This window comes from Streptoverticillium olivoreticuli subsp. olivoreticuli (assembly GCF_003391135.1).
GTDB classification, from domain to species: domain Bacteria; phylum Actinomycetota; class Actinomycetes; order Streptomycetales; family Streptomycetaceae; genus Streptomyces; species Streptomyces blastmyceticus.
The window spans coordinates 3,138,096-3,161,052 of record NZ_CP031455.1 but is presented as its reverse complement, the minus strand read 5'-3'; the positions used below and the strand labels follow the sequence as shown (position 1 = coordinate 3,161,052).

The window sequence follows — 22,957 nt, the reverse complement described above, 5'->3', positions numbered from 1 at the left end:
CGGCCACCCTACGGCCGGGGCCCGGCCCGTGCCACGGCGCCGCGACCGGCGGACCCCGCCCGACGCTACTCCGGCAGCGGCTCCGTCAGCTTCGCGCCGGTCGGCGTGATGCTGCGCGTGATCGTGCACGTGATCTGATTCTGGCCACGGTCGTATGTCCGCTTGGCCGGATACAGCACATACGAGTAGTACGTACGGCCGTCGGATATGGAACCCACCCGCTTCTGCGCGGTGGACTCGCACAGGTCCTTCGCCTTGTCCTGGATCGCCTGCTCGGTGTCGAACGAGCCCGTCAGCGTCGCGTTGGATATCACCTCGCCGTCGTGCGTGCCGTTGCACGACCGCTTGATCACCGAGGAGATGCCGGTGTGCAGGCTCGGGTGGTCGAAGCACTCGCCCGGCTTGAGCACCACATACGGCACCTGCCGATCCGAGGGCAGGCCCGTGTCGGAGGACGCGGAGGACGCGGAGGGCGCGGAGGGCTTGGGGTTCGACAGGCCGGAACCGGGCCCGGTGGCATCCGCGGACGGCGCGGACGACGTCACCGACGGGCTCGGCGAGCTCTTCCCCTTCGCCTCGGTGTCACCGCCGCCGCCCTTGGCCGTGAGGATGATGCCACCGACGACCAGCCCCGCCACCAGCACGACGGCGACCACGATCGCGGCGACCTTCGCGCCGTTGCCGCCCGACGGCGGCGGGGGCGGCGGCATCGGCGGCGCGAACTGCTGCCCGTACTGCTGCTGCCCGTACTGGCCGAAACCCTGCGGCTGCCCATACCCCGGCCCGCCGGCCGGCCCGCCCTGCGGCGGGCCGTAAGGCTGACCGTAGGGCTGCGCGGGCGGCTGCAGGGGAGGCTGCGCGGGCGGCTGGGCCGACGGCGGCCCGAAACCCTGGGGCGGGCCGAACCCGCCGCTGTCGCGGGGCAGTTCCGGGGAGTTCGGCGGCGGCGGAGAGGTCATGGTCGAAGCATGCCGTACGCCACTGACAACCCGTCCGCCGGGCTCCTGATCAAGACCGGGACCGGGAACCCGGCCCCCGCCACCGGGCGGGCACCACCCGGCCGGCCGCCCGTGGCGGCAGAATGGACACCATGACCGGCACCACTCGCCCCGCCCCCGGGACCACCGCCCTCGACCCCGCCCTCGCCGCCCGCCTCAAGCGCAGCGCCGACGGGCTGGTTCCCGCCATCGCCCAGCAGTACGACACCGGCGAGGTGCTCATGCTCGGCTGGATGGACGACGAGGCCCTCCACCGCACCCTCACCACCGGCCGCTGCACCTACTGGAGCCGCAGCCGCCAGGAGTACTGGGTCAAGGGCGACACTTCCGGCCACTTCCAGCACGTGAAGTCCGTGGCCCTCGACTGCGACGGCGACACCCTCCTCGTCAAGGTCGACCAGGTCGGCGCGGCCTGCCACACCGGCGACCGCACCTGCTTCGATGCCGATGTCCTGCCGCTGGGCCAGTAGGCTCCGCTGCCATGGCTGCCACGACCACGGGTGACATCACGCCCGACGCCGATACCTTCCGTACGCTCGCGAAGGACCGCCGGGTCATCCCGGTCACGAGGCGATTCCTCGCCGACGGGGACACCCCCGTCGGCCTCTACCGCAAGCTCGCGGCGGAACGCCCCGGCACCTTCCTGCTGGAGTCCGCCGAGAACGGCCGCACCTGGTCCCGCTACTCCTTCGTCGGCGTCCGCAGCGCCGCCACCCTCACCGTGCGCGACGGGCAGACCCACTGGCTCGGCACCCCGCCCGTGGGCGTCCCCACCGACGGCGACCCGCTGGAGGCCCTGCGCGCCACCGTCGCGGCCCTCCACACCCCCCACGACCTCATAGAGGGCACCGGACTGCCGCCCTTCACCGGCGGCATGGTGGGCTACCTCGGCTACGACATCGTCCGCCGCCTGGAGAAGATCGGCGAGCACGGCGAGGACACCCTGGGCCTGCCCGAACTGACCATGCTGCTCACCTCGGACCTCGCCGTCCTCGACCACTGGAACGGCACGGTCCTGCTGATCGCCAACGCGATCAACCACAACGACCTCGACACGGGCATCGACGAGGCCTACGCCGATGCCGTCGCCCGCCTCGACGCCATGGCCGCCGACCTCCGCAGGCCGGTCCCCACCGACCCCACCGCCCTGCCGCCCTCCGAACTCCCCGAGTACACCGCCCGCTGGGGCGGCCCGGACTACATGGCGGCCGTCGACGACATCAAGGAGCGCATCCGCGCGGGCGAGGCCTTCCAGGTCGTGCCCTCCCAGCGCTTCGAGACCCCCTGCACCGCCTCCGCGCTCGACGTCTACCGCGTCCTGCGGGCCACCAACCCCAGCCCGTACATGTACCTCCTGCGCTTCGAGGGGTTCGACATCGTCGGCTCCAGCCCCGAGGCACTGGTCAAGGTCGAGGACGGGCACGCCATGGTGCACCCGATCGCCGGCACCCGCCCGCGCGGCGCCACCCCGCAGGCCGACGCGGCCCTCGCCGAGGAGCTGATGGCCGACCCCAAGGAGCGCGCCGAGCACCTCATGCTCGTCGACCTCGGCCGCAACGACCTCGGCCGGGTCTGCGAACCCGGCAGCGTGGAGGTCGTCGACTTCATGTCCGTCGAGCGCTACAGCCACGTCATGCACATCGTCTCCACCGTCACCGGCCGCCTCGCCCCCGGCCGCACCGCCTTCGACGTGCTCACCGCCTGCTTCCCCGCGGGCACCCTCTCCGGCGCGCCCAAGCCCCGCGCCATGCAGATCATCGAGGAGCTGGAGCCCGCCCGCCGCGGCCTGTACGGCGGCTGCGTCGGCTACCTCGACTTCGCCGGCGACTCCGACACCGCCATCGCCATCCGCACCGCGGTGCTGCGCGACGGCACCGCGTACGTCCAGGCGGGCGCCGGTGTCGTCGCCGACTCCGACCCGGCCGCCGAGGACGCCGAGTGCCGCAACAAGGCCGCCGCCGTCCTGCGCGCGGTCCACTCCGCCAACCGGCTCGCACCCCGCGCCTGACCCGTCGCCCCGGCGCCCGGGAAGCCCCTGAGGGGACCCCCGGGCGCCCCGGCGGGCGGCACAAGAGATAGTGGTAACCGTGAGCGCAGCCGTACCCCACCCCCGTCCCCAGGCCGAGCCCGCCCCCCGCGCCGGTGGCGCCCGGCGGCACAGCGTCGGCGCAGCCCTGCTGTTCGGCGCGGCCGGAGCCGCACTCGTCCTCCTCGCCGGGGGACGCACCTGGGCCGAGGGCACGGCCGCCGCCGACATCGCCCAGAGCGCCGTCTCCAAGCAGGTCACCGGCCAGGACATCAACGGCCTGCCCGGCGCCCTGGCCGTCGTCGGCCTCGCCACGCTCGTCGCCGTCTTCGCCGTCCGCGGGGTGTGGCGCACCGTCGTCGCCGCGGTCCTCGCCCTCTGCGGCGCCGGGATCGTCGCCGGCGCCGCCACCGGCGCCTTCGACACCGGCGCGCTGGAGGAGAAGGCCGCCAAGGCCCAGGGCCTCACCAGCGCCGCCGTCGACCACGTCAGCCACACCCCCTGGCCGTGGGTCGCCCTCACCGGCGGGGTGCTGCTCCTCCTCGCCGGGCTGCTCGCCCTGCGCCACGGGCAGCACTGGCCCACGATGTCCGGTCGCTACGAGCGCGACGGCACCCCCCGCCCGCGCCGCGCCCGCACCGCCCCCGACCCCGAACGCCCCGAAGAGCTCTGGAAGGCCCTCGACCGCGGCGAGGACCCCACCGGCGAGTCCGACGGAGCGCACCCGACTCCCCCCGGCGACAGCCCGGGGAAGCGGCCGTGAAAGACGGCCGGGAACACGCCCCACCCCCAACTCAAGGCACCCCCGGGCGTCGGGGACAATGACCAAGAGCGTTCTCCGCGCCCGCGGGCGCGCCACAGCAACGAGGAGTCATAGTCATGGCGGGTAGCAGCCACGGACACACCCCGGCCGCCTGGACCGGTGTCATCATTTCCTTCATCGGCTTCTGCGTCGGCGGTGCGTTCATGGTGATCGCCAACCCGGTCGGGTTCTGGGCCGGCATCGGCATCGTCCTGCTCGGCGGCGTCGTCGGCGGCATCATGCGCCTGATGGGCTACGGCATGGAGCCCAAGGGACGCGCGAAGGTCCAGCCCCAGACCCAGGGCTGATCCGCCCCGATCTCCCGCCAAGGCGCGGCCCGGGCCCGTACGGACGAACGTACGTCGGCCCCGTGCTGCGCCTTCGTGCTGTCCGGCGCAGACTGCGACATGTGACGGACCGTGCCGACGGCCTGCCGTATGGCCGTACGACGGGCCGCGTGGACGACCACGCGCCCGCGCTTCCGCGCACCGCCGCGCCCGCCCCGGGCCCGGTGCGCCGCCTCACCGCCCCCGCCTGCGTCGCCGCCGGGCTCGCCGCCGCCGTCATCTGGATCGGCGCCGTCGACCCCAACCGGCCCGGCCACTACCCCGCCTGCCCGCTGCTGCGCTGGACCGGCCTGTACTGCCCCGGCTGCGGCGGGCTGCGCGGAGTCCACGCCCTCGCCCACGGCGACCTCGCGACGGCGCTGCGGGCGAACGCGTTGGCCGTCGCCGGCTACGCGGGCTTCCTCGCGCTGTGGATCGCGTGGGTGGCCGCGGCGCTGCGCGGGAAGGACGGCCTGCGGCTGCCGCTGCGCGCGGTCCACTGGTGGGCGCTCGGGGCGGTGGTGCTGGCGTTCACGGTCCTGCGGAACCTGCCGTGCGTCTCCTGGCTGGCGCCGCAGCCGTAGCGGGGGAGAAACCCGCGGAAGGCGCCATGTGACAGGACCGGCGTCAACCGGATGCGAATCCTTCGGTCTGTGGCAAGTACCATCACAATGCCTGGTGAGGAGATTTTGCCGCACCAGCCCAGACCATCCGAGTCCGGAAGGGGGCCGCTCGCGTGAGTGTGCTCGACGAGATCATCGACGGAGTCCGTGCCGACCTCGCGGAGCGGCAGGCGCGCGTCACCCTCGACGAGCTCAAGCAGCGGGCTGCCAAGGCCCCGCAGGCCAAGGACGGCGTGGCCGCCCTGCGCGGCGAGAACGTCAGCGTGATCTGCGAGGTCAAGCGCTCCAGCCCCTCCAAGGGCGCCCTCGCCGCGATCGCCGACCCCGCGGGGCTCGCCGCGGACTACGAGGCGGGCGGCGCGGCCGTCATCAGCGTGCTCACCGAGCAGCGCCGCTTCGGCGGTTCGCTCGCCGACCTGGAGGCCGTCCGGGCCAAGGTCGACATCCCGGTGCTGCGCAAGGACTTCATCGTCACCGCCTACCAGCTGTGGGAGGCCCGCGCCTACGGCGCCGACCTGGCCCTGCTGATCGTCGCGGCCCTGGAGCAGGAGGCCCTGGTCTCCCTCATCGAGCGCGCCGAGTCCATCGGCCTCACCCCGCTCGTGGAGGTCCACGACGAGGAGGAGGTCCAGCGCGCGGTCGACGCGGGCGCCCGGATCATCGGCGTCAACGCCCGCAACCTCAAGACCCTCGAGGTGGACCGCGGCAACTTCGCCCGCGTCGCGCCCGAGATCCCGGACCACATCATCAAGATCGCCGAGTCCGGCGTCCGCGGCCCGCACGACCTCATCGCCTACGCCAACGACGGCGCCGACGCGGTGCTCGTCGGGGAGTCCCTGGTGACGGGCCGCGACCCCAAGGGCGCGGTGGCCGACCTGGTCGCCGCGGGCGCGCACCCCGCGCTGCGGCACGGGCGGGGCTGACGCCCCGCATGACCGGCCGCCGCACCCGCCGCACGGGGCCGGGCCGCCGCCCGGCCGTCGTCGGCATGCCCGCGGCCGGGCGCTCCGCCCAGGATCCTTACGCGCGCCTGGCCCGGGGATGCCGTCCCCGGGGCTGCCGCGCACCGGCCCGCCGTGTCCGGGGCCGCAGGGTGAGGTACCACATCGGCTGCGAGCCCGGTCAGGTCAACGGGCGCCGATGGCGTGGCTGAGCGTCAGCTCAGCGATCACGTCAACTCACTCATCTCCTGAGGAGACCGGCATGCCCAGCGAATTCTTCATCCCGGACCCGGAGGGTCAGATTCCGAGCGCCGAAGGCTACTTCGGCGCGTTCGGCGGCAAGTTCATCCCCGAGGCCCTCGTCGCCGCCGTGGACGAGGTCGCCGCCGAATACGAGAAGGCCAAGGCCGACCCCGCCTTCGCGGCCGAGCTCAACGACCTGATGGTCAACTACACCGGCCGCCCCAGCGCCCTCACCGAGGTGCCGCGCTTCGCCGAACACGCGGGCGGCGCCCGGGTGTTCCTCAAGCGCGAGGACCTCAACCACACCGGCTCGCACAAGATCAACAACGTGCTGGGCCAGGCGCTGCTCACCAAGCGCATGGGCAAGACCCGTGTCATCGCCGAGACCGGCGCCGGCCAGCACGGCGTCGCCACCGCCACCGCCTGCGCGCTCTTCGGCCTGGAGTGCACCATCTACATGGGCGAGGTCGACACCGAGCGCCAGGCGCTCAACGTCGCCCGGATGCGGATGCTCGGCGCCGAGGTCGTCGCCGTGAAGTCCGGCAGCCGCACCCTCAAGGACGCCATCAACGAGGCGTTCCGCGACTGGGTCGCCAATGTCGACCGCACCCACTACCTCTTCGGCACGGTCGCCGGGCCGCACCCCTTCCCCGCGCTGGTCCGCGACTTCCACCGGGTGATCGGCGTCGAGGCCCGCCGGCAGATCCTGGAGCGGGCCGGCCGGCTGCCGGACGCCGCCGTGGCCTGTGTCGGCGGCGGCTCCAACGCCATCGGCCTCTTCCACGCCTTCCTGCCCGACACCGGCGTCCGCCTGATCGGCTGCGAGCCCGGCGGCCACGGCCTCGCCAGCGGCGAGCACGCGGCCACCCTCACCGCGGGCACCCCCGGCATCCTGCACGGCTCACGCAGCTACGTCCTCCAGGACGAGGACGGCCAGATCACCGAGCCGTACTCCATCTCCGCCGGACTCGACTACCCCGGCATCGGCCCGGAGCACTCCTATCTGAAGGACACCGGCCGCGCCGAGTACCGTGCCGTCACCGACGACGAGGCCATGCAGGCGCTGCGGCTGCTCTCGCGCACCGAGGGCATCATCCCGGCGATCGAGAGCGCGCACGCGCTCGCGGGCGCGCTGCAGGTCGGCAAGGAGCTGGGCCCCGACGGCCTGCTCCTGGTCAACCTCTCCGGGCGCGGCGACAAGGACATGGACACGGCGGCCCGCTACTTCGGGCTGTACGACGGCGGCAAGGGCGAGGGGGCCAACTGATGGCGGGCAACATCGAATTGCTGGGCTCCGTCCTGGCGGCGGCCGAGGCGGAGAACCGGGCCGCCCTCGTCGGCTATCTCCCGGCCGGCTTCCCCACCGTCGACGACGGCGTACGGGCGGTCACCGCGATGCTCGAAGGCGGCTGCGACATCGTCGAGGTCGGGCTGCCGCACAGCGACCCGGTCCTGGACGGCCCGGTCATCCAGACCGCCGACGACATCGCCCTGCGCGGCGGCATCAGGATCGTCGACGTGATCCGTACGGTCCGCGAGGCGCACGCCGCGACGGGCGCGCCGGTGCTGTGCATGACCTACTGGAACCCCGTCGACGCCTACGGGGTCGAGCGGTTCGCCGCCGACCTCGCCGCCGCCGGGGGAGCGGGCTGCATCCTGCCCGACCTCCCGGTCGAGGAGTCCGAGGTCTGGCGGAAGGCCGCCGAGCAGCACGGCCTGGCCACGGTCTTCGTGGTCGCGCCGAGCAGCCGGGACGAGCGGCTCGCCAAGATCACGGCGGCGGGCAGCGGCTTCGTCTACGCGGCGTCCCTGATGGGCGTCACCGGCACCCGCGAGTCCGTCGGGCAGGAGGCACAGGAGCTGGTGCGCCGCACCCGGGCGGTGACCGAACTGCCGGTCTGCGTCGGCCTCGGCGTCTCCAACGCCCGGCAGGCGCAGGAGGTGGCGCAGTTCGCCGACGGCGTCATCGTCGGCTCCGCCTTCGTCAAGCGACTGCTGGACGCCCCCGACCTGGAGTCCGGCCTCGCCGCCGTCCGCACCCTCGCGGGTGAACTGGCCGCGGGCGTACGCAAGCGCGGCTAACTCTTTTGGTGGAACCGGCGACCGGGGGCGCGCAGGCCGCGCCCCCGGTTCGTTTACGGGGACGTGAGCCAGAAGAACTCTGATGGGAAGCGCAGCGCCCGCGAGCGGCTGCAGGAACAGCGCCAGAGGGAGGAGTCCCGCGTCAAACGGAAGCGGACCCTCATCGCGGGCGTGATCGTGGTGGCCGTCCTCGGCGCAGGGGCCGGGATCGGGGCACTGGTGGCCAATTCCGGCAAGGGCAAGAAGCAGGAGAAGGCCGGTCCGCTGGTCGCCCCCCAGGGCGCCACCGGCAAGGACACCGTGATGATCCCGGTCGGCAAGTCCACGGCGAAGGCCACCCTGACCGTCTACGAGGACTTCCGCTGCCCCGGCTGCGGCCAGTTCGAGAACGCCTTCCGCGACACGGTCCACGACCTGGAGGACAAGGGCGAGCTCAAGGCCGAGTACCACCTGGTCACCCTGATCGACAACAACCTCGGCGGCAAGGGCTCCCTCAACGCGGCCAACGCGGCGGCCTGCGCCCAGGACGCCGGGAAGTTCGCCGCGTACCACGACGTGCTCTACAAGAACCAGCCGGAGGAGACCGACGACCAGTACGGCAAGAAGCCGCGCCTGATCGAGCTGGCCGGACAGGTCCAGGGGCTGGACACCCCCGACTTCCGCAAGTGTGTCGACGACGGCACCCACGACAGCTGGGTCAAGAAGTCCCAGGAGACCTTCAGCAAGTCCGCCTACCACGCGACGCCGACGATCCTCCTCGACGGCAAGAGCGTCTACGGCGACCAGGCCAATCCGCTGACCCCCGAGAAGCTGCGGCAGCTGGTCGCGGCCGCGAAGGGCTAGGGGCGTTACGCAGCTGTTGTGCCGGGTGGGTTGCCGTCCGCGTGGCCCGGCAGGGTAGCGTCAGTGGTGCCATGGACATCGCTTACATTCCCAGCCCGTCGACCGGAGTGATCCATCTCGGACCAATCCCGTTGCGCGGCTATGCCTTCTGCATCATCATCGGCGTCTTCGTCGCCGTCTGGCTCGGCAACCGGCGCTGGATCGCACGGGGCGGACGGGCCGGGACGGTCGCCGACATCGCCGTGTGGGCGGTGCCGTTCGGGCTTGTCGGCGGCCGGCTCTACCACGTCATCACCGACTACGAGCTGTATTTCGGTGCCGGGCGCGACTGGGTCAACGCCTTCAAGATCTGGGAGGGCGGGCTCGGCATCTGGGGCGCGGTCGCGCTCGGCGCGGTCGGCGCCTGGATCGGCTGCCGGCGCCGTGGCATCCCCCTCCCGGCCTGGGCGGACGCGCTGGCGCCCGGCCTCGCCGTGGCCCAGGCGATCGGGCGCTGGGGCAACTGGTTCAACCAGGAGCTCTACGGCAAGCCGACGGACCTCCCCTGGGCCCTCAAGATCGACGCGGACCCCGCGATCGGGCGGCTCGCCGGGACGTACCACCCGACGTTCCTCTACGAGTCCCTCTGGTGCCTGCTCATCGCGGGCCTGGTGATCTGGGCCGACCGCCGCTTCACGCTGGGACACGGGCGGGCGTTCGCGCTCTATGTCGCGGCCTACACGGTGGGGCGCTTCTGGTTCGAATACCTCCGCGTCGACGACGCGCACCACATCCTCGGCCTGCGGCTCAACGACTGGACGTCGATCGTGGTCTTCCTCGGTGCCGTCGCCTACATGGTCATCTCCGCGAAGCGGTGCCCCGGGCGGGAGCAGGTCGTGGAGCCGGCCGCGGTCGAAGAGGTGGCTCCTTCGGAGGAACCGGCGAAGAAGGCCTGACGCGGCTGCGCCGCTTGTCCTCAAACTCCCCCAGCTACCGCTGGGAGGTGCCCCCACGGGCTGGATTTTCCAGCCCGTCCGGCGTTTGAGGACAAGCGGCGCAGCCGCTTCGGGGGTCCGGGGGTTTCCCCCGGTTTCGGGAAGGGGCGGGGCTGGGGAACAAAACCCCTGAGGCAGGGCTCAGTCGGGCACCCCGCAGCCCCGGCTCTCCTCCCAATTTCCGAGCCCGCACCACAAAACCGCAGGTCACAGAGGTAAGTTCGGCCTTCCTTGCTAGCGCGGGCCATGCGTTCGTGCGTACCTTCGACGCAGGGGGCGAGCGAACGGTGCCCGCCCCAAGGGGAAGGGAGCACCCGGAGCAATGTCTGTCCTCGATGCGGTTGAGGCACCCCACGTGGCCCACCGCGACAACCACACGCACCGCGATGTGAACGGCGGTTGGCTGCGCCCCGCGGTCTTCGGTGCCATGGACGGACTCGTCTCGAACGTCGCCCTGATGACGGGCGTCGCGGGCGGTTCCGCCTCCTCGCAGACCGTCGTCATCACCGGCCTGGCCGGGCTCGCGGCGGGCGCGTTCTCGATGGCCGCCGGTGAGTACACCTCGGTCGCCTCGCAGCGCGAACTCGTGCTCGCCGAGCTGGACATCGAGCGCCGCGAGCTGCGCAAGCACCCCGCCGACGAGCAGGAGGAGCTTGCCGCGCTGTACGTCTCGCGCGGCGTCGAGCCGGAGCTGGCGCGCGAGGTCGCCCGGCAGCTGTCGAGCGACCCCGAGCAGGCGCTGGAGATCCACGCGCGCGAGGAGCTCGGCATCGACCCGTCGGACCTGCCGTCGCCCATGGTCGCCGCGGTCTCCTCCTTCGGCTCCTTCGCCCTGGGCGCGCTGCTGCCCGTCCTGCCGTACCTCCTCGGCGCCACCGAGCTGTGGCCCGCCGTGCTCCTGGCCCTGGCCGGCCTCTTCGCCTGCGGCGCCGTCGTGGCCCGGGTGACGGCGCGCAGCTGGTGGTACAGCGGACTGCGCCAGCTGCTGCTCGGCGGTGCCGCGGCGGGTGTGACTTACCTCCTCGGTATTGCGTTCGGCACCGCATTGGGGTGATGCTTATGCGGGCTGCCGCATAACGTGCGCGTTACCTTGCGGTTTCAAGCCCTTGACGATCGGGCACAATCCGGAAGCGCAGCGGGCAACGCCGCCCTCGCGGCGCTGTGTCCGGCGCAGCCGGGCCGGGTGATCCCACGGCTTCCGGGGCTCGCCACCTCGTCAGCAGAGTCCACATGCTGGACCCAAGCATCCGCTTTCCGAGAAGCGGGCCATCATGTAACCTGCACCAAATTTCTTTCGCAGAGGGCCAACGTCGTCCCTCGGCACATGCACATGCCATGACTGCCATGACGACGACGGGAGAGCCGATGCGCCCCATGTTTGCCGCATCCCACCCCGCCCAGCAGGGGATGTACGACCCGCGTAATGAGCACGACGCCTGTGGCGTGGGCTTTGTCGCGACCCTCACCGGCGAGGCGAGCCATGCGCTCGTGCAGCAGGCGCTCACCGTCCTGCGGAACCTCGAGCACCGGGGCGCCACCGGCTCCGAGCCCGACTCGGGCGACGGAGCCGGCATCCTGCTCCAGATCCCCGACGCCTTCCTCCGGGAGAACGTCGCCTTCGACCTCCCCGAGGCCGGGGCCTACGCGGTCGGCATCGCCTTCCTCCCCGCAGAGACCCCCGCCGCGGACGCGGCCGTCTCGCAGGTCGAGACGATCGCCGCCGAGGAGGGCCTGGCCGTCCTCGGCTGGCGCGAGGTCCCCGTCACCCCCGACCTGCTCGGCAACGGCGCCCGCGCCACGATGCCGGCCTTCCGCCAGCTGTTCGTCACGGACCGCGCCAGCACCGGCCTCGCCCTGGACCGCAAGGCCTTCGTCCTGCGCAAGCGCGCCGAGCGCGAGGCCGGCGTCTACTTCCCCTCGCTGTCCGCGCGGACCATCGTCTACAAGGGCATGCTCACCACCGGCCAGCTGGAGCCGTTCTTCCCCGACCTCTCCGACCGGCGCTTCGCCACCGCCATCGCCCTGGTCCACTCCCGCTTCTCCACCAACACCTTCCCCAGCTGGCCGCTCGCCCACCCGTACCGCTTCGTCGCCCACAACGGTGAGATCAACACCGTCCAGGGCAACCGCAATTGGATGCGCGCCCGCGAATCCCAGCTGGCCGGCGACCTGTTCGGCACCGGCGGCCCGGAGCGGACCTTCCCCGTCTGCACGCCCGACGCCTCCGACTCCGCCTCCTTCGACGAGGTCCTGGAGCTGCTCCACCTCGGCGGGCGGTCACTGCCGCACAGCGTGCTGATGATGATCCCCGAGGCCTGGGAGAACCACGCCTCCATGGACCCCGCCCGGCGCGCCTTCTACCAGTACCACTCCACCCTGATGGAGCCCTGGGACGGCCCCGCCTGCGTCACCTTCACCGACGGCACCCTCGTCGGCGCCGTCCTCGACCGCAACGGCCTGCGCCCCGGCCGCTACTGGGTCACCGACGACGGCCTCGTCGTCCTCTCCTCCGAGGTCGGCGTCCTCGACATCGAACCCGCCAGGGTCGTCCGCAAGGGCCGCCTCCAGCCCGGCCGGATGTTCCTCGTCGACACCGCCGAGCACCGCATCATCGAGGACGACGAGATCAAGGCGAAGCTCGCCGCCGAACAGCCCTACACCGACTGGCTGGAAGCCGGCCTGATCGACCTGGCCGACCTCCCCGAGCGCGAGCACATCGTGCACACCCACGCCTCGGTCACCCGCCGCCAGCAGACCTTCGGCTACACCGAGGAAGAACTGCGCGTCATCCTCGCCCCCATGGCGGGGTCCGGCGCGGAGCCCCTCGGCTCCATGGGCACCGACTCCCCGATCGCGGCCCTCTCGACGCGCCCCCGGCTGCTCTTCGACTACTTCACCCAGCTCTTCGCGCAGGTCACCAACCCCCCGCTGGACGCCATCCGCGAGGAGCTCGTCACCTCGCTGATCTCCTCCCTCGGCCCGCAGGGCAACCTCCTGGAGCCCACCGCGGCCTCCTGCCGCAGCGTCACCCTGCCGTTCCCCGTCATCGACAACGACGAGCTCGCCAAGCTCATACACATCAACGCCGACGGCGACCTGCCCGGCCTCAAGGCCGCCACGCTCTCCGGCCTCTACCGCGTCGGCGGCGGGGGCGAGGCGCTCGCCGCCCGGCTCGCGGAGATCCGCGCCGAGGCCGACGCCGCCATCGCGGGCGGCGCCCGCCTCATCGTCCTCTCCGACCGCCACTCGGACGCCGAGCACGCCCCGATCCCCTCCCTGCTGCTCACCTCCGCCGTCCACCACCACCTCATCCGCACCAAGCAGCGCACCCAGGTCGGCCTGATCGTCGAGGCCGGCGACGTCCGCGAGGTCCACCACGTCGCCCTGCTCATCGGCTACGGTGCCGCGGCCGTCAACCCGTACCTGGCCATGGAGTCCGTCGAGGACCTCGTCCGCGCGGGCACCTTCCTGCCCGGCCTGGAGGCCCAGGACGCCATCCGCAACCTCATCAAGGCCCTCGGCAAGGGCGTGCTGAAGGTGATGTCCAAGATGGGCATCTCCACCGTCGCCTCCTACCGCGGCGCCCAGGTCTTCGAAGCCATCGGCCTGGACGAGGAGTTCGTCGACACCTACTTCCAGGGCACCGCCACCAAGATCGGCGGCGCCGGCCTGGACGTCGTCGCCCGCGAGGTCGCGGCCCGGCACGCCAAGGCCTACCCCGCCACCGGCATCGCCGCCACCCACCGCCGCCTGGACATCGGCGGCGAGTACCAGTGGCGCCGCGAGGGCGAGCCCCACCTCTTCGACCCCGACACCGTCTTCCGGCTCCAGCACTCCACCCGCGCCCGCCGCTACGACATCTTCAAGCAGTACACCCGGCGGGTGAACGAGCAGGCCGAGCGGCTGATGACGCTGCGCGGACTGTTCTCCCTCAAGAACGGCCGCACCCCCGTGCCGCTCGACGAGGTCGAGCCCGTCAGCGAGATCGTCAAGCGCTTCTCCACCGGCGCCATGTCCTACGGCTCCATCTCGCGCGAGGCCCACGAGACCCTCGCCATCGCCATGAACCAGCTCGGCGCCAAGTCCAACACCGGCGAGGGCGGCGAGGACCCCGAGCGGCTCCACGACCCGGCCCGCCGCTCCAGCATCAAGCAGGTCGCCTCCGGCCGCTTCGGCGTGACCAGCGAATACCTGGTCAACTCCGACGACATCCAGATCAAGATGGCGCAGGGCGCCAAGCCCGGCGAGGGCGGCCAGCTGCCCGGCCACAAGGTCTACCCCTGGGTCGCGAAGACCCGGCACTCCACCCCCGGCGTCGGCCTGATCTCCCCGCCCCCGCACCACGACATCTACTCCATCGAGGACCTCGCCCAGCTCATCCACGACCTGAAGAACGCCAACCCCCGGGCGCGCATCCACGTCAAGCTGGTGAGCGAGGTCGGCGTCGGCACCGTCGCCGCCGGAGTCTCCAAGGCCCACGCCGACGTCGTCCTGATCTCCGGCCACGACGGCGGCACCGGCGCCTCCCCGCTGACCAGCCTCAAGCACGCGGGCGGCCCCTGGGAGCTCGGCCTCGCCGAGACCCAGCAGACCCTGCTGCTCAACGGCCTGCGCGACCGCATCGTCGTGCAGACCGACGGCCAGCTCAAGACCGGCCGCGACGTGATCATCGCCGCGCTGCTCGGCGCCGAGGAATTCGGCTTCGCCACCGCACCCCTGGTCGTCTCCGGCTGCGTCATGATGCGCGTCTGCCACCTCGACACCTGCCCCGTCGGCATCGCCACCCAGAACCCGGTGCTGCGCGAGAGGTTCTCCGGCAAGGCCGAATTCGTCGTCAACTTCTTCGAGTTCATCGCCGAGGAGGTCCGCGAGCTCCTCGCCGAACTGGGCTTCCGCACCCTCGAGGAGGCCGTCGGCCGCGCCGAGCTCCTCGACACCGCCCAGGCCGTCGGCCACTGGAAGGCCCAGGGCCTCGACCTGGCCCCCCTCCTGCACGTCCCCGAACTGCCCTCCGGCGCCGTCCGGCACCGCGTCACCGAGCAGGACCACGGCCTGGCCAAGGCGCTCGACAACGAACTCATCGAGCTCGCCGCCGACGCCCTCGCCGCCGACAGCGCCGAGGACGCCCGGCCCGTACGCGCCCAGGTCCCCATCCGCAACATCAACCGCACCGTCGGCACCATGCTCGGCCACCGCGTCACCAGGAAGTTCGGCGGCGCCGGGCTGCCCGACGACACCGTCGACATCACCTTCACCGGCTCCGCGGGCCAGTCCTTCGGCGCGTTCCTGCCGCGCGGCATCACCCTGCGCCTGGAGGGCGACGCCAACGACTACGTCGGCAAGGGCCTCTCCGGCGGCCGGATCGTCGTCCGCCCCGACCGCGGCGCCGACCACCTCGCCGAATACTCCGTCATCGCGGGCAACACCCTCGCCTACGGTGCGACCGGCGGCGAGATGTTCCTGCGCGGACGCGTCGGCGAGCGGTTCTGCGTCCGCAACTCCGGCGCCACCGTCGTCTCCGAGGGCGTCGGCGACCACGGCTGCGAATACATGACCGGCGGCCGGGCCGTCGTCCTCGGCGAGACCGGGCGCAACTTCGCGGCCGGCATGTCCGGCGGCGTCGCCTACGTCATCGACCTGGACCCCGACAACGTCAACAAGGAGCTGGTCACCGCCGTCGACACCCTCGACGCGGACGACCGGCGGTGGCTGCACGACGTGGTGCGCCGCCACCACGAGGAGACCGCCTCCACCGTCGCGGCCACTCTCCTCGCCGACTGGGACACGGCCGTGACCCGCTTCGGCAAGGTCGTCCCGGCCACCTACAAGGCAGTGCTCGCCGCCAAGGACGCCGCCGAGCGAGCGGGTCTCTCCGAGACCGAGACCCACGAGAAGATGATGGAGGCGGCGACTCATGGCTGACCCCAAGGGCTTCCTGACCACCGGCCGCGAGGTCGCGCGGACCCGTCCCGTCGGCGAGCGCGTCAAGGACTGGAACGAGGTGTACGTCCCCGGCTCCCTGCTCCCGGTCATCAGCAAGCAGGCCGGCCGCTGCATGGACTGCGGCATCCCCTTCTGCCACAACGGCTGTCCGCTCGGCAACCTCATCCCCGAGTGGAACGACTACGCCTACCGCGAGGACTGGCGGGCGGCCAGCGAGCGACTGCACGCGACCAACAACTTCCCGGAGTTCACCGGGCGGCTGTGCCCGGCGCCCTGCGAATCCGCCTGCGTCCTCGGCATCAACCAGCCCGCGGTCACCATCAAGAACGTCGAAGTCACCATCATCGACAAGGCCTGGGACCACGGCGACGTCACCCCCCAGCCCCCGGAGCGGCTCTCCGGCAAGACCGTCGCCGTCATCGGCTCCGGCCCCGCCGGCCTGGCCGCCGCCCAGCAGCTGACCCGGGCCGGCCACACCGTCGCCGTCTACGAACGCGCCGACCGCATCGGCGGCCTGCTGCGCTACGGCATCCCCGAGTTCAAGATGGAGAAGCGCCACATCAACCGCCGCATCGAGCAGATGCGCGCCGAGGGCACCAAGTTCCGCACCGAGGTGGAGATCGGCCGCGACATCGACGCCGCGAAGCTGCGGGGGCGCTACGACGCCGTCGTGATCGCCGCGGGTGCCACGACCTCGCGCGACCTGCCCGTCCCCGGTCGTGAACTCAAGGGCGTCCACTTCGCCATGGAGTACCTGCCCGTCGCCAACAAGGTGCAGGAGGGCGACCTGACGGTCTCCCCGATCACCGCCGAGGGCAAGCACGTCGTCGTCATCGGCGGCGGCGACACCGGGGCCGACTGCGTCGGCACCGCCCACCGGCAGGGCGCCGCCTCCGTCACCCAGCTGGAGATCATGCCCAGGCCCGGCGAGGACCGCGCACCGCACCAGCCCTGGCCGACCTTCCCCATGCTCTACAAGGTCACCTCGGCCCACGAGGAGGGCGGCGAGCGGGTCTACTCCGTCTCCACCACCCACTTCGAGGGCGACGAGGACGGCAACGTCCAGTGGCTGCACCTGACCGAGGTCGAGTTCACCGACGGCAAGCTCACCCAGAAGCCCGGCACCGAGCGGCGGATCCCGGCCCAACTGGTCACCCTCGCCATGGGATTCACCGGCACCGACGTCAGGAACGGCCTCGTCGAGCAGTTCGGCCTCGACCTCGACGAGCGCGGCAACATCGCCCGTGACGCCGACTACGCCACCAACGTCCCCGGCGTCTTCGCCGCCGGCGACGCGGGGCGGGGGCAGTCCCTCATCGTCTGGGCCATCGCCGAAGGCCGCTCCGCGGCCCGCGGCGTCGACCGCTACCTCACCGGCGCCAGCACACTGCCGGCCCCGGTGCGCCCCACGGACCGGGCACTGACGGTCTGACCGGCCCCCACGAACCCGCGGCACCCGCCTCCACCCCGACCGGAAGCGGGTGCCGCGTCATGATCTTGGGCTCAGCCGGCCGGCGATTCCCCCGCCTGCGCCGACAGACCGCTGAACTCCACCCGCGCGTCCTCCGTGTACACCCCGACGCTCCCCTTCAGGTACGGGTGCTCCCGGTCCTCGTACGCGACCAGGCCCCGCCCGTCCACGCTCACTTCCATCCGCGCGCCCTGCTGCGCGATCCGGACGTCCGACCACTTGCCGATCGGGAACTCCCCGGCCCCCGTCGCCAGGAAGCGCTGGCCGCCCGCGTACGCCGGATCCCGCTTGCCCAGCTCCCAGCCGTTCGGCTTGAGGGTGATGTAGTAGAAGTGCTCGGGGTCGGTGTACGCCCAGACCAGCCACGGCACTTCCCAGGGATTCGGCTTGGGCGTGCGCAGCTGGGCCACCGTCCGCATCCGGGCCCGGAAGTCCACCGCCCCGTACACCTCGGTGGAGACGATCAGACCCGCGTGCGTCTCCTGCGGTGCCCGCGCCGGCTCGGGGGAGAGCTCCAGGCCGTCGTGGCGGCCGATGTTCTCCCCGTGGCCGTCGAACACCGAACGCCATGGGCCGTGGACCGAACCCTCGGCCCACGGCCGTTCGGGCTTGCCGTCACCGGCCCCCCGGATGACGCTCACCGCCAGGGCGGCACCCGCCACCACGACGGCGGCGAGCAGAGCGAGGCCGAGCAGCCGGTGAACTCTCGTCATGCCGTCGAGTATGACCCCGGACCCTCGGGACGGGAGGCGACCAGTGGGACGACGCCCCGATCGGGTCCGGCGTCCGCGCCGAAGTCCTCCGCGAGCTGCGCGACGATGCGGTCGGTGGCGTGCCCGTCGCCGAAGGGGTTCCCGGCCGTCGCCATCCGCTCGTACGCGACCGGGTCGTCCAGCAGCCGCATCGCCGCGTCCACAATGGCCTCCGGCTCGGTGCCCACCAGCCGCGCCGCGCCCGCCTCCACCGCCTCGGGCCGCTCGGTGGTCGTCCGCAGCACCAGCGCGGGCTTGCCGAGGGTGGGCGCCTCCTCCTGGATGCCGCCGGAGTCGGTCAGCACGAGGTCGCAGGCGGCCAGGGTCGCGGAGAAGTCCACGTAGCCGAGCGGCTCCACGACCCGGATGGCGGGGTGGCCGGACAGCTCGGGGAGCAGCGCCTCCCGCACGGCGGGGCTCTTGTGCAGCGGCACCACCATCTCCACGTCGCCCCGGTCGGCCAGCTTGCACATGGCCCGGCCCATCGCCCGCATGGTGGCGCCCTGGTTCTCCCGGCGGTGCAGGGTGAGCAGGACGCGCCGCCGGTCGCTCTCGAAGAGGTTGCGCCCCGTGCCCTGCGCCAGGACCCACAGCAGATTGTCGATGACGGTGTTGCCGGTGGTGAACACCTCGGCCTCCGGCACGCCTTCGGCCGTCAGATGGGCGGCGGCGCGCGGGGTGGGGGCGAAGTGCCAGCGGGCCATGCGGCCTATGAGGCGTCGGTTCAGCTCCTCCGGGAAGGGGTTGTCGAGGACGCCGGTGCGCAGGCCCGCCTCGACATGGGCGATGGGGAGGTGTTCGTAGAACGCGGCCAGCGCGCCGGTCAGCGCGGTGGTGGTGTCGCCCTGGACGACGACGAGGTCGGGCCGTTCCGCGCGGACGACCTCGCCCAGCCCGTCCACCAGCCGCGAGGTGAGGGTGGACAGCTGCTGCCTCTCGCGCATCACGTCGAGCTCGGTGTGCACGGGCACCTGGAGGAGGTCCAGCATCTGGTGGAGCATCTCGCGGTGCTGGCCGGTGGTGACGACGACCGGGTCGAAGAGCGGGGAGCCGGCCATGGCGCGGGCCACGGGCGCCAGTTTGATGGCTTCCGGCCGGGTGCCGAGGACGAGCATGGCGCGTACGGGGGCGGTGATGATGTCCGAAGACATGGTTCTCCCTAGGAAGGGTGTGCCGATGTGCGGAGAGGGGCGCTGCGTTCAGGTGCGCGCGGTCTTCAGCCAGGTCTGTTTGCCGGTGAGCATCCGCCACAGGCCCCACCATCCGGCGGCGAACCAGATGTAGCCGTAGAGGATGAAGACGTGGGAGAGCAGGACCGCGCGCAGCAGCCCGAGTCCTTTCTCGCGCCGGGAGTAGACGAAGGCGTAGATGTACGCCGCGGTGAAGGACAGGACGTACGGGCCGAGCACCCACCACGGGGAGATCAGCGCGTGCCCGGCCTCGACGGAGCCGACGACCGTGCCGCCGAGGGCGACGAGGAAGGACAGCGGGAGCAGCGAGGTGAGCAGGATCAGCACCGGGCTGGAGAGGTGGTAGAGCAGGTCGACGGCGGCGCGGGTGGGGACCTCGCGCAGGATCAGCGGCACCAGGCCCGCCGACTGGAGGTGGCCCTGGAACCAGCGCGAGCGCTGGCGCACCAGGCGCCGCACGTCGAGGACGGCCTGCTGGGAGACCGCGGCGTGGGTGCAGTGCTGGTTGACCCAGCCGCGGGCGATCAGCCGGACGCCCAGGTCGAGGTCCTCGGTGAGCGAGTCGCTCCAGGGGCCGCCGCCGTCGGGTCCGATGAGCGAGTCCAGGGCGGCGAGCCGCATGAACTGCCCGTTGCCGCCCATGCCGACGCTGCCGATGTAGCGCCGGGCGCTTTGGAAGATGTCGCCGTAGATGACGAACTCCATGTCCTGGAGCCGGGCCAGCAGGCCCTTGTCGCGGTTGTACATCCGCACACCGATCTGGGTGCCGCCGGTGCGCGGGTCGTCGAAATAGGGGTCGACGGCCTGGACGACGTGCTGGTCGAGGCGGCCGTCGGCGTCCACGACGCAGACGATCACCTCGCTCGGGTCGTAGCCGTCGAGCAGGCCGGAGAGGCGCAGGTGGCGGATCCCGGCGTTGAGGGCCGCGCCCTTGCCCTTGCGGGCGTTCGGCAGGTGCCGCTGGAGGAGCTGGACCTTGCCGGGCGCCGCGCGTTCGGCGGCGGCGCGGGCGATGGCGGCGGTGCCGTCGTCGGACGCGTCGTCGATGACCAGGGCCATGAAGTTGCCCGCGGGCAGGGCGGTGATCCGGGCCAGGCTCTCACCGAGGACCCGCTCCTCGTTGAGGCAGGCGAGCAGGAAGACGTAGAGGCGCGGCCGGCGCGGACCGCGGCCGCGGCGCATCCGTCGCCTGGACAGGACGAACAGGGTGGTGTTGTAGCAGCCGGCCATCACGATGATGGCGATGGCGGCCCAGAGCAGCACTTCGCCGATCAAGACCGTTCACCGGTATTCCGCAACCGGAACCAGAGCTTGATCGACAGCATGGCTATCGCGGTCGCGCAGTAGAGCAGGAATCCCGCCCCCGCGGCTTCCTGCAATCCCTGGGCGAAAGGCAGGCCCGGGAGCACTTTCGGTGCCGCCGTCAGCCCGGCCATGGGCAGGACTGTGCCCAGAACAGGTTTCCCGTACATGAGTTCCCCCCGAATTCACCTCGCCATGAGGCGTGCGGACGGAAGGTATCAGAGTTGACGGGTTCTCTTGTCCGACTTGGTGGGAGTTGTTTGATCGGAATCCCAAATTCGGTGGAACGACTGTTTGTTAGGGCTGGTCGGCGCGGTGTGTGGCGGGTGGGACCAATAGTCCGAACCAATTCCTGTGAACAGAATTGCCTGCCGGGGATCGAGTTTGTCTATTGACAGCAGTTGTTATGGGCCAGAAGGATTGGCCAACTGTCGGACCTTGATCTGCATGGGGCGACGACAAAGAAAGCATCACCCAGGGGGAAACACAATGCAAAAAAGGAGAAGGAGGTCCAGGATTCCCCGGACCTCCTCCGTCATCATGGTCGTCGCCGCCCTTCTGGGCGGTCTGGGAATTGCCGCCACCGCCGAGGCCGCGAAGACCCCGATACCCAAGCCGCCCGGCAGGGAGGGCATCCACGCGATCTCGCTCTCCCCGCGGAGCGCGAAGGACCTGACCGCCTGGACGAAGTCCCGGCTGGCGCTGGAGAAGCAGCGGAAGGCCCACACCCTCGTCATCCGCCCGGCGGCCGCGGCGGACGCCACGAAGGCCGCCCCCCGGGGAGCCGCCGCCCCGCTGTCCGCCCCGGCGAAGACCGCTTCCACGCGGCCCGCCGTCGCACGGACCGCCCAGGTGAACCCCGTGAACTCCGTGCAGGCGCGGCCCGCCGCGCTGAAGCCGGCCGCCACGCCCGCCGCCACCTCCGCGCTCGTCCTCTACGACACCGCCGGCCCCTACGGGCAGCTGGGCGAGCTCTACGCCATGGCCGTCTCCAACCTCGCCGGCCACTTCGGCACCGTCACCGCCAAGCCCGTCTCCTCCTACACCGCGGGCATGACCGAGCAGTACACCGCCACGTTCTACATCGGCTCGACGTACTACGGGGGTTCCGTCCCCGACGCCGTGCCCGCCGCCTTCTACCGGGATGCGCTGACCACCGGCCACCCCGTCACCTGGATCGGCGACAACATCTGGAACATGGCCAACTCGGTCGGCGTCACCCAGTTCGAGCAGCACTACGGCTGGGACCCGACCAACTCCTACTTCGCGCCCAACGGCACCGTCGGGAACATCAACCAGGTCGCCTACAAGGGGCAGACGCTGACCCGGTCCATCCCGGCCGGACAGGACGGCGGCGTCCTCCACCCCGCCCTCCTCACGGGCCCGGGCTATCCGCAGGTCAACCAGCTGGCCCAGGCCACGGACGCCAACTCCGGCACCACCAGCCCCTGGGCGATCCGCTCGGGCAACCTCACCTACGTCGGCGAGATCCCCTTCAGCTATGTCTCCGAGAGCGACCGCGTCGTCGCCTTCGAGGACCTGCTCTTCGACTCGCTCGCCCCGGCGACCGCCGAACGGCACCGGGCGTTCGTGCGCCTGGAGGACATCAGCCCCAAGTCGGACCCGGCGCAGCTGACCGCCATGGCCGACTACCTGTCCTCGCAGAACATCCCGTACGGGATCAACGTCATCCCCGTCTACACCGACCCCAAGGGCGTCTACAACAACGGGGTCCCGCAGACGGTCACCCTGGTACAGGCCCCGCAGGTCGTCACGGCGCTCAAGTACATGCTCGCGCACGGCGCCGTCCTGATGAACCACGGCTACACCCACCAGTACAGCAACGTCAACAACCCCTACACCGGCGTCACCGGCGACGACTTCGAGTTCTTCAAGGCGCACGTCGACACGTCCAACAACGTCGTCTACGACGGGCCGCCCCCCGAGGACTCCACCCTCTGGGCGCAGACCCGCGTCACCTCGGCCCTCGCCGCCTTCACCGCCGCCGGGCTGCCCAGGCCGACGCTGTGGACCACCCCGCACTACGCCGCCTCCGCCGCGGACTACCGGGTCTTCGGTCAGAACTACTCGGCCCGACTGGAGCGTTCGCTGTACTTCGCGGGAACGCTGAATGGCGGGACGGTTGATTCCAGCCGCTATATCGGGCAGTTCTTCCCGTACGCGGTGAAGGACGTCTACGGTACGACCGTGCTGCCAGAGAACCTCGGCAACTACGAGCCCCAGCCGTACAACAACCACCCGGCCAGGCTCCCCGCCGACCTCATCGCCTCCGCCAAGGCCAACCTGGCCGTCCGCGACGGCGTGGCGAGCTTCTTCTACCACCCCTACTACGCGGTTGATCCGCTGAAGCAGACGATCGACGGCATCCGCGCCCTCGGCTACACCTTCGTCGGCCCCACGGACCTCGGCCAGTGAACGCG

Annotated in this window: 20 protein-coding genes; 15 read left to right on the top strand and 5 right to left on the bottom strand. The window is 71.6% G+C overall.

Annotation, left to right across the window (positions count from 1 at the left end; genetic code table 11):
- Positions 1-65 precede the first annotated feature (65 nt).
- On the bottom strand, positions 66-959 hold the full coding sequence (locus DXZ73_RS38790) for a hypothetical protein (RefSeq protein ID WP_205519165.1): 894 nt from the start codon (positions 957-959) through the stop codon (positions 66-68).
- Positions 960-1,090: 131 nt separating this feature from the next.
- On the opposite strand from DXZ73_RS38790, the gene hisI reads away from it, so the two are divergent.
- From hisI to DXZ73_RS13290, 14 genes are all read left to right on the top strand, one after another.
- Positions 1,091-1,468: a phosphoribosyl-AMP cyclohydrolase gene (gene hisI, locus DXZ73_RS13355; protein ID WP_116215596.1), complete on the top strand. Its 378-nt coding sequence runs from the start codon at positions 1,091-1,093 to the stop codon at positions 1,466-1,468.
- Between the two features lie 11 nt (positions 1,469-1,479).
- Complete coding sequence (locus tag DXZ73_RS13350; RefSeq protein WP_116211215.1) at positions 1,480-3,006, top strand: anthranilate synthase component I; 1,527 nt, start codon at positions 1,480-1,482, stop codon at positions 3,004-3,006.
- A gap of 70 nt (positions 3,007-3,076) precedes the next feature.
- The gene (locus DXZ73_RS13345) at positions 3,077-3,787 is read left to right on the top strand and encodes a TIGR02234 family membrane protein (RefSeq protein ID WP_116211214.1); all 711 of its coding nucleotides are present in this window, start codon (positions 3,077-3,079) and stop codon (positions 3,785-3,787) included.
- A 116-nt stretch (positions 3,788-3,903) separates the two neighbouring features.
- A complete protein-coding gene (locus DXZ73_RS13340) occupies positions 3,904-4,134 on the top strand; it encodes an HGxxPAAW family protein (protein WP_116211213.1) in 231 nt (76 codons plus the stop codon).
- Between the two features lie 149 nt (positions 4,135-4,283).
- On the top strand, positions 4,284-4,736 hold the full coding sequence (locus DXZ73_RS13335) for a DUF2752 domain-containing protein (RefSeq protein WP_116215595.1): 453 nt from the start codon (positions 4,284-4,286) through the stop codon (positions 4,734-4,736).
- 152 nt (positions 4,737-4,888) lie between these two features.
- Positions 4,889-5,698: an indole-3-glycerol phosphate synthase TrpC gene (gene trpC, locus DXZ73_RS13330; RefSeq protein WP_116211212.1), complete on the top strand. Its 810-nt coding sequence runs from the start codon at positions 4,889-4,891 to the stop codon at positions 5,696-5,698.
- Positions 5,699-5,706: 8 nt separating this feature from the next.
- Complete coding sequence (trpM, locus tag DXZ73_RS40580) at positions 5,707-5,928, top strand: tryptophan biosynthesis modulator TrpM (protein ID WP_116211211.1); 222 nt, start codon at positions 5,707-5,709, stop codon at positions 5,926-5,928.
- A 50-nt stretch (positions 5,929-5,978) separates the two neighbouring features.
- Complete coding sequence (gene trpB / locus DXZ73_RS13320; RefSeq protein ID WP_116211210.1) at positions 5,979-7,226, top strand: tryptophan synthase subunit beta; 1,248 nt, start codon at positions 5,979-5,981, stop codon at positions 7,224-7,226.
- Positions 7,226-8,041, top strand: coding sequence for a tryptophan synthase subunit alpha (gene trpA / locus DXZ73_RS13315; RefSeq protein ID WP_116211209.1), 816 nt, complete (start codon positions 7,226-7,228; stop codon positions 8,039-8,041). The genes trpB and trpA overlap by 1 nt, the downstream gene beginning before the upstream one ends.
- Positions 8,042-8,104: 63 nt before the next feature.
- Positions 8,105-8,884: a DsbA family protein gene (locus DXZ73_RS13310; protein ID WP_116211208.1), complete on the top strand. Its 780-nt coding sequence runs from the start codon at positions 8,105-8,107 to the stop codon at positions 8,882-8,884.
- Positions 8,885-8,955: 71 nt separating this feature from the next.
- Positions 8,956-9,819, top strand: coding sequence for a prolipoprotein diacylglyceryl transferase (gene lgt, locus DXZ73_RS13305; RefSeq protein ID WP_116211207.1), 864 nt, complete (start codon positions 8,956-8,958; stop codon positions 9,817-9,819).
- 361 nt (positions 9,820-10,180) lie between these two features.
- Positions 10,181-10,912, top strand: coding sequence for a VIT1/CCC1 transporter family protein (locus DXZ73_RS13300; protein ID WP_116211206.1), 732 nt, complete (start codon positions 10,181-10,183; stop codon positions 10,910-10,912).
- 290 nt (positions 10,913-11,202) lie between these two features.
- Positions 11,203-15,780 carry a glutamate synthase large subunit gene (gene gltB / locus DXZ73_RS13295; protein ID WP_425315830.1) on the top strand — a complete coding sequence of 1,526 codons (4,578 nt, stop codon included), beginning with the start codon at positions 11,203-11,205 and terminating at the stop codon, positions 15,778-15,780.
- Complete coding sequence (locus DXZ73_RS13290) at positions 15,773-17,233, top strand: glutamate synthase subunit beta (RefSeq protein WP_116211205.1); 1,461 nt, start codon at positions 15,773-15,775, stop codon at positions 17,231-17,233. The genes gltB and DXZ73_RS13290 overlap by 8 nt, the downstream gene beginning before the upstream one ends.
- Before the next feature lie 71 nt (positions 17,234-17,304).
- Here the strand turns inward: DXZ73_RS13290 and DXZ73_RS13285 are convergent, their stop codons facing one another.
- Genes DXZ73_RS13285 through DXZ73_RS38070 form a run of 4 tightly spaced genes read right to left on the bottom strand, consistent with a single transcriptional unit; the run spans position 17,305 to position 20,650 of the window.
- On the bottom strand, positions 17,305-17,985 hold the full coding sequence (locus DXZ73_RS13285; RefSeq protein ID WP_116211204.1) for a calcium-binding protein: 681 nt from the start codon (positions 17,983-17,985) through the stop codon (positions 17,305-17,307).
- Positions 17,982-19,175, bottom strand: coding sequence for a non-hydrolyzing UDP-N-acetylglucosamine 2-epimerase (wecB, locus tag DXZ73_RS13280; RefSeq protein ID WP_240351329.1), 1,194 nt, complete (start codon positions 19,173-19,175; stop codon positions 17,982-17,984). Before wecB ends, DXZ73_RS13285 begins: the two co-directional genes overlap by 4 nt.
- Before the next feature lie 48 nt (positions 19,176-19,223).
- A complete protein-coding gene (locus DXZ73_RS13275) occupies positions 19,224-20,489 on the bottom strand; it encodes a glycosyltransferase family 2 protein (RefSeq protein WP_116211203.1) in 1,266 nt (421 codons plus the stop codon).
- Positions 20,486-20,650, bottom strand: coding sequence for a hypothetical protein (locus tag DXZ73_RS38070; RefSeq protein ID WP_162890156.1), 165 nt, complete (start codon positions 20,648-20,650; stop codon positions 20,486-20,488). Before DXZ73_RS38070 ends, DXZ73_RS13275 begins: the two co-directional genes overlap by 4 nt.
- Before the next feature lie 406 nt (positions 20,651-21,056).
- On the opposite strand from DXZ73_RS38070, the gene DXZ73_RS13270 reads away from it, so the two are divergent.
- Positions 21,057-22,952 carry a DUF2334 domain-containing protein gene (locus tag DXZ73_RS13270; RefSeq protein WP_205519164.1) on the top strand — a complete coding sequence of 632 codons (1,896 nt, stop codon included), beginning with the start codon at positions 21,057-21,059 and terminating at the stop codon, positions 22,950-22,952.
- Positions 22,953-22,957: the final 5 nt, after the last annotated feature.

Bases quoted from the DNA above. Each gene is read 5' to 3' on its own strand.
- hisI (WP_116215596.1), top strand. From the start codon at position 1,091: ATGACCGGCACCACTCGCCCCGCCCCCGGGACCACCGCCCTCGACCCC.
- DXZ73_RS13350 (WP_116211215.1), top strand. From the start codon at position 1,480: ATGGCTGCCACGACCACGGGTGACATCACGCCCGACGCCGATACCTTC.
- DXZ73_RS38790 (WP_205519165.1), bottom strand. From the start codon at position 959: ATGACCTCTCCGCCGCCGCCGAACTCCCCGGAACTGCCCCGCGACAGC.
- DXZ73_RS13300 (WP_116211206.1), top strand. From the start codon at position 10,181: ATGTCTGTCCTCGATGCGGTTGAGGCACCCCACGTGGCCCACCGCGAC.
- DXZ73_RS13290 (WP_116211205.1), top strand. From the start codon at position 15,773: ATGGCTGACCCCAAGGGCTTCCTGACCACCGGCCGCGAGGTCGCGCGG.
- DXZ73_RS38070 (WP_162890156.1), bottom strand. From the start codon at position 20,650: ATGGCCGGGCTGACGGCGGCACCGAAAGTGCTCCCGGGCCTGCCTTTC.
- DXZ73_RS13270 (WP_205519164.1), top strand. From the start codon at position 21,057: ATGGTCGTCGCCGCCCTTCTGGGCGGTCTGGGAATTGCCGCCACCGCC.
- DXZ73_RS13340 (WP_116211213.1), top strand. From the start codon at position 3,904: ATGGCGGGTAGCAGCCACGGACACACCCCGGCCGCCTGGACCGGTGTC.
- trpA (WP_116211209.1), top strand. From the start codon at position 7,226: ATGGCGGGCAACATCGAATTGCTGGGCTCCGTCCTGGCGGCGGCCGAG.
- trpM (WP_116211211.1), top strand. From the start codon at position 5,707: ATGACCGGCCGCCGCACCCGCCGCACGGGGCCGGGCCGCCGCCCGGCC.
- lgt (WP_116211207.1), top strand. From the start codon at position 8,956: ATGGACATCGCTTACATTCCCAGCCCGTCGACCGGAGTGATCCATCTC.
- wecB (WP_240351329.1), bottom strand. From the start codon at position 19,175: ATGTCTTCGGACATCATCACCGCCCCCGTACGCGCCATGCTCGTCCTC.
- gltB (WP_425315830.1), top strand. From the start codon at position 11,203: ATGACGACGACGGGAGAGCCGATGCGCCCCATGTTTGCCGCATCCCAC.
- DXZ73_RS13285 (WP_116211204.1), bottom strand. From the start codon at position 17,985: ATGACGAGAGTTCACCGGCTGCTCGGCCTCGCTCTGCTCGCCGCCGTC.
- trpB (WP_116211210.1), top strand. From the start codon at position 5,979: ATGCCCAGCGAATTCTTCATCCCGGACCCGGAGGGTCAGATTCCGAGC.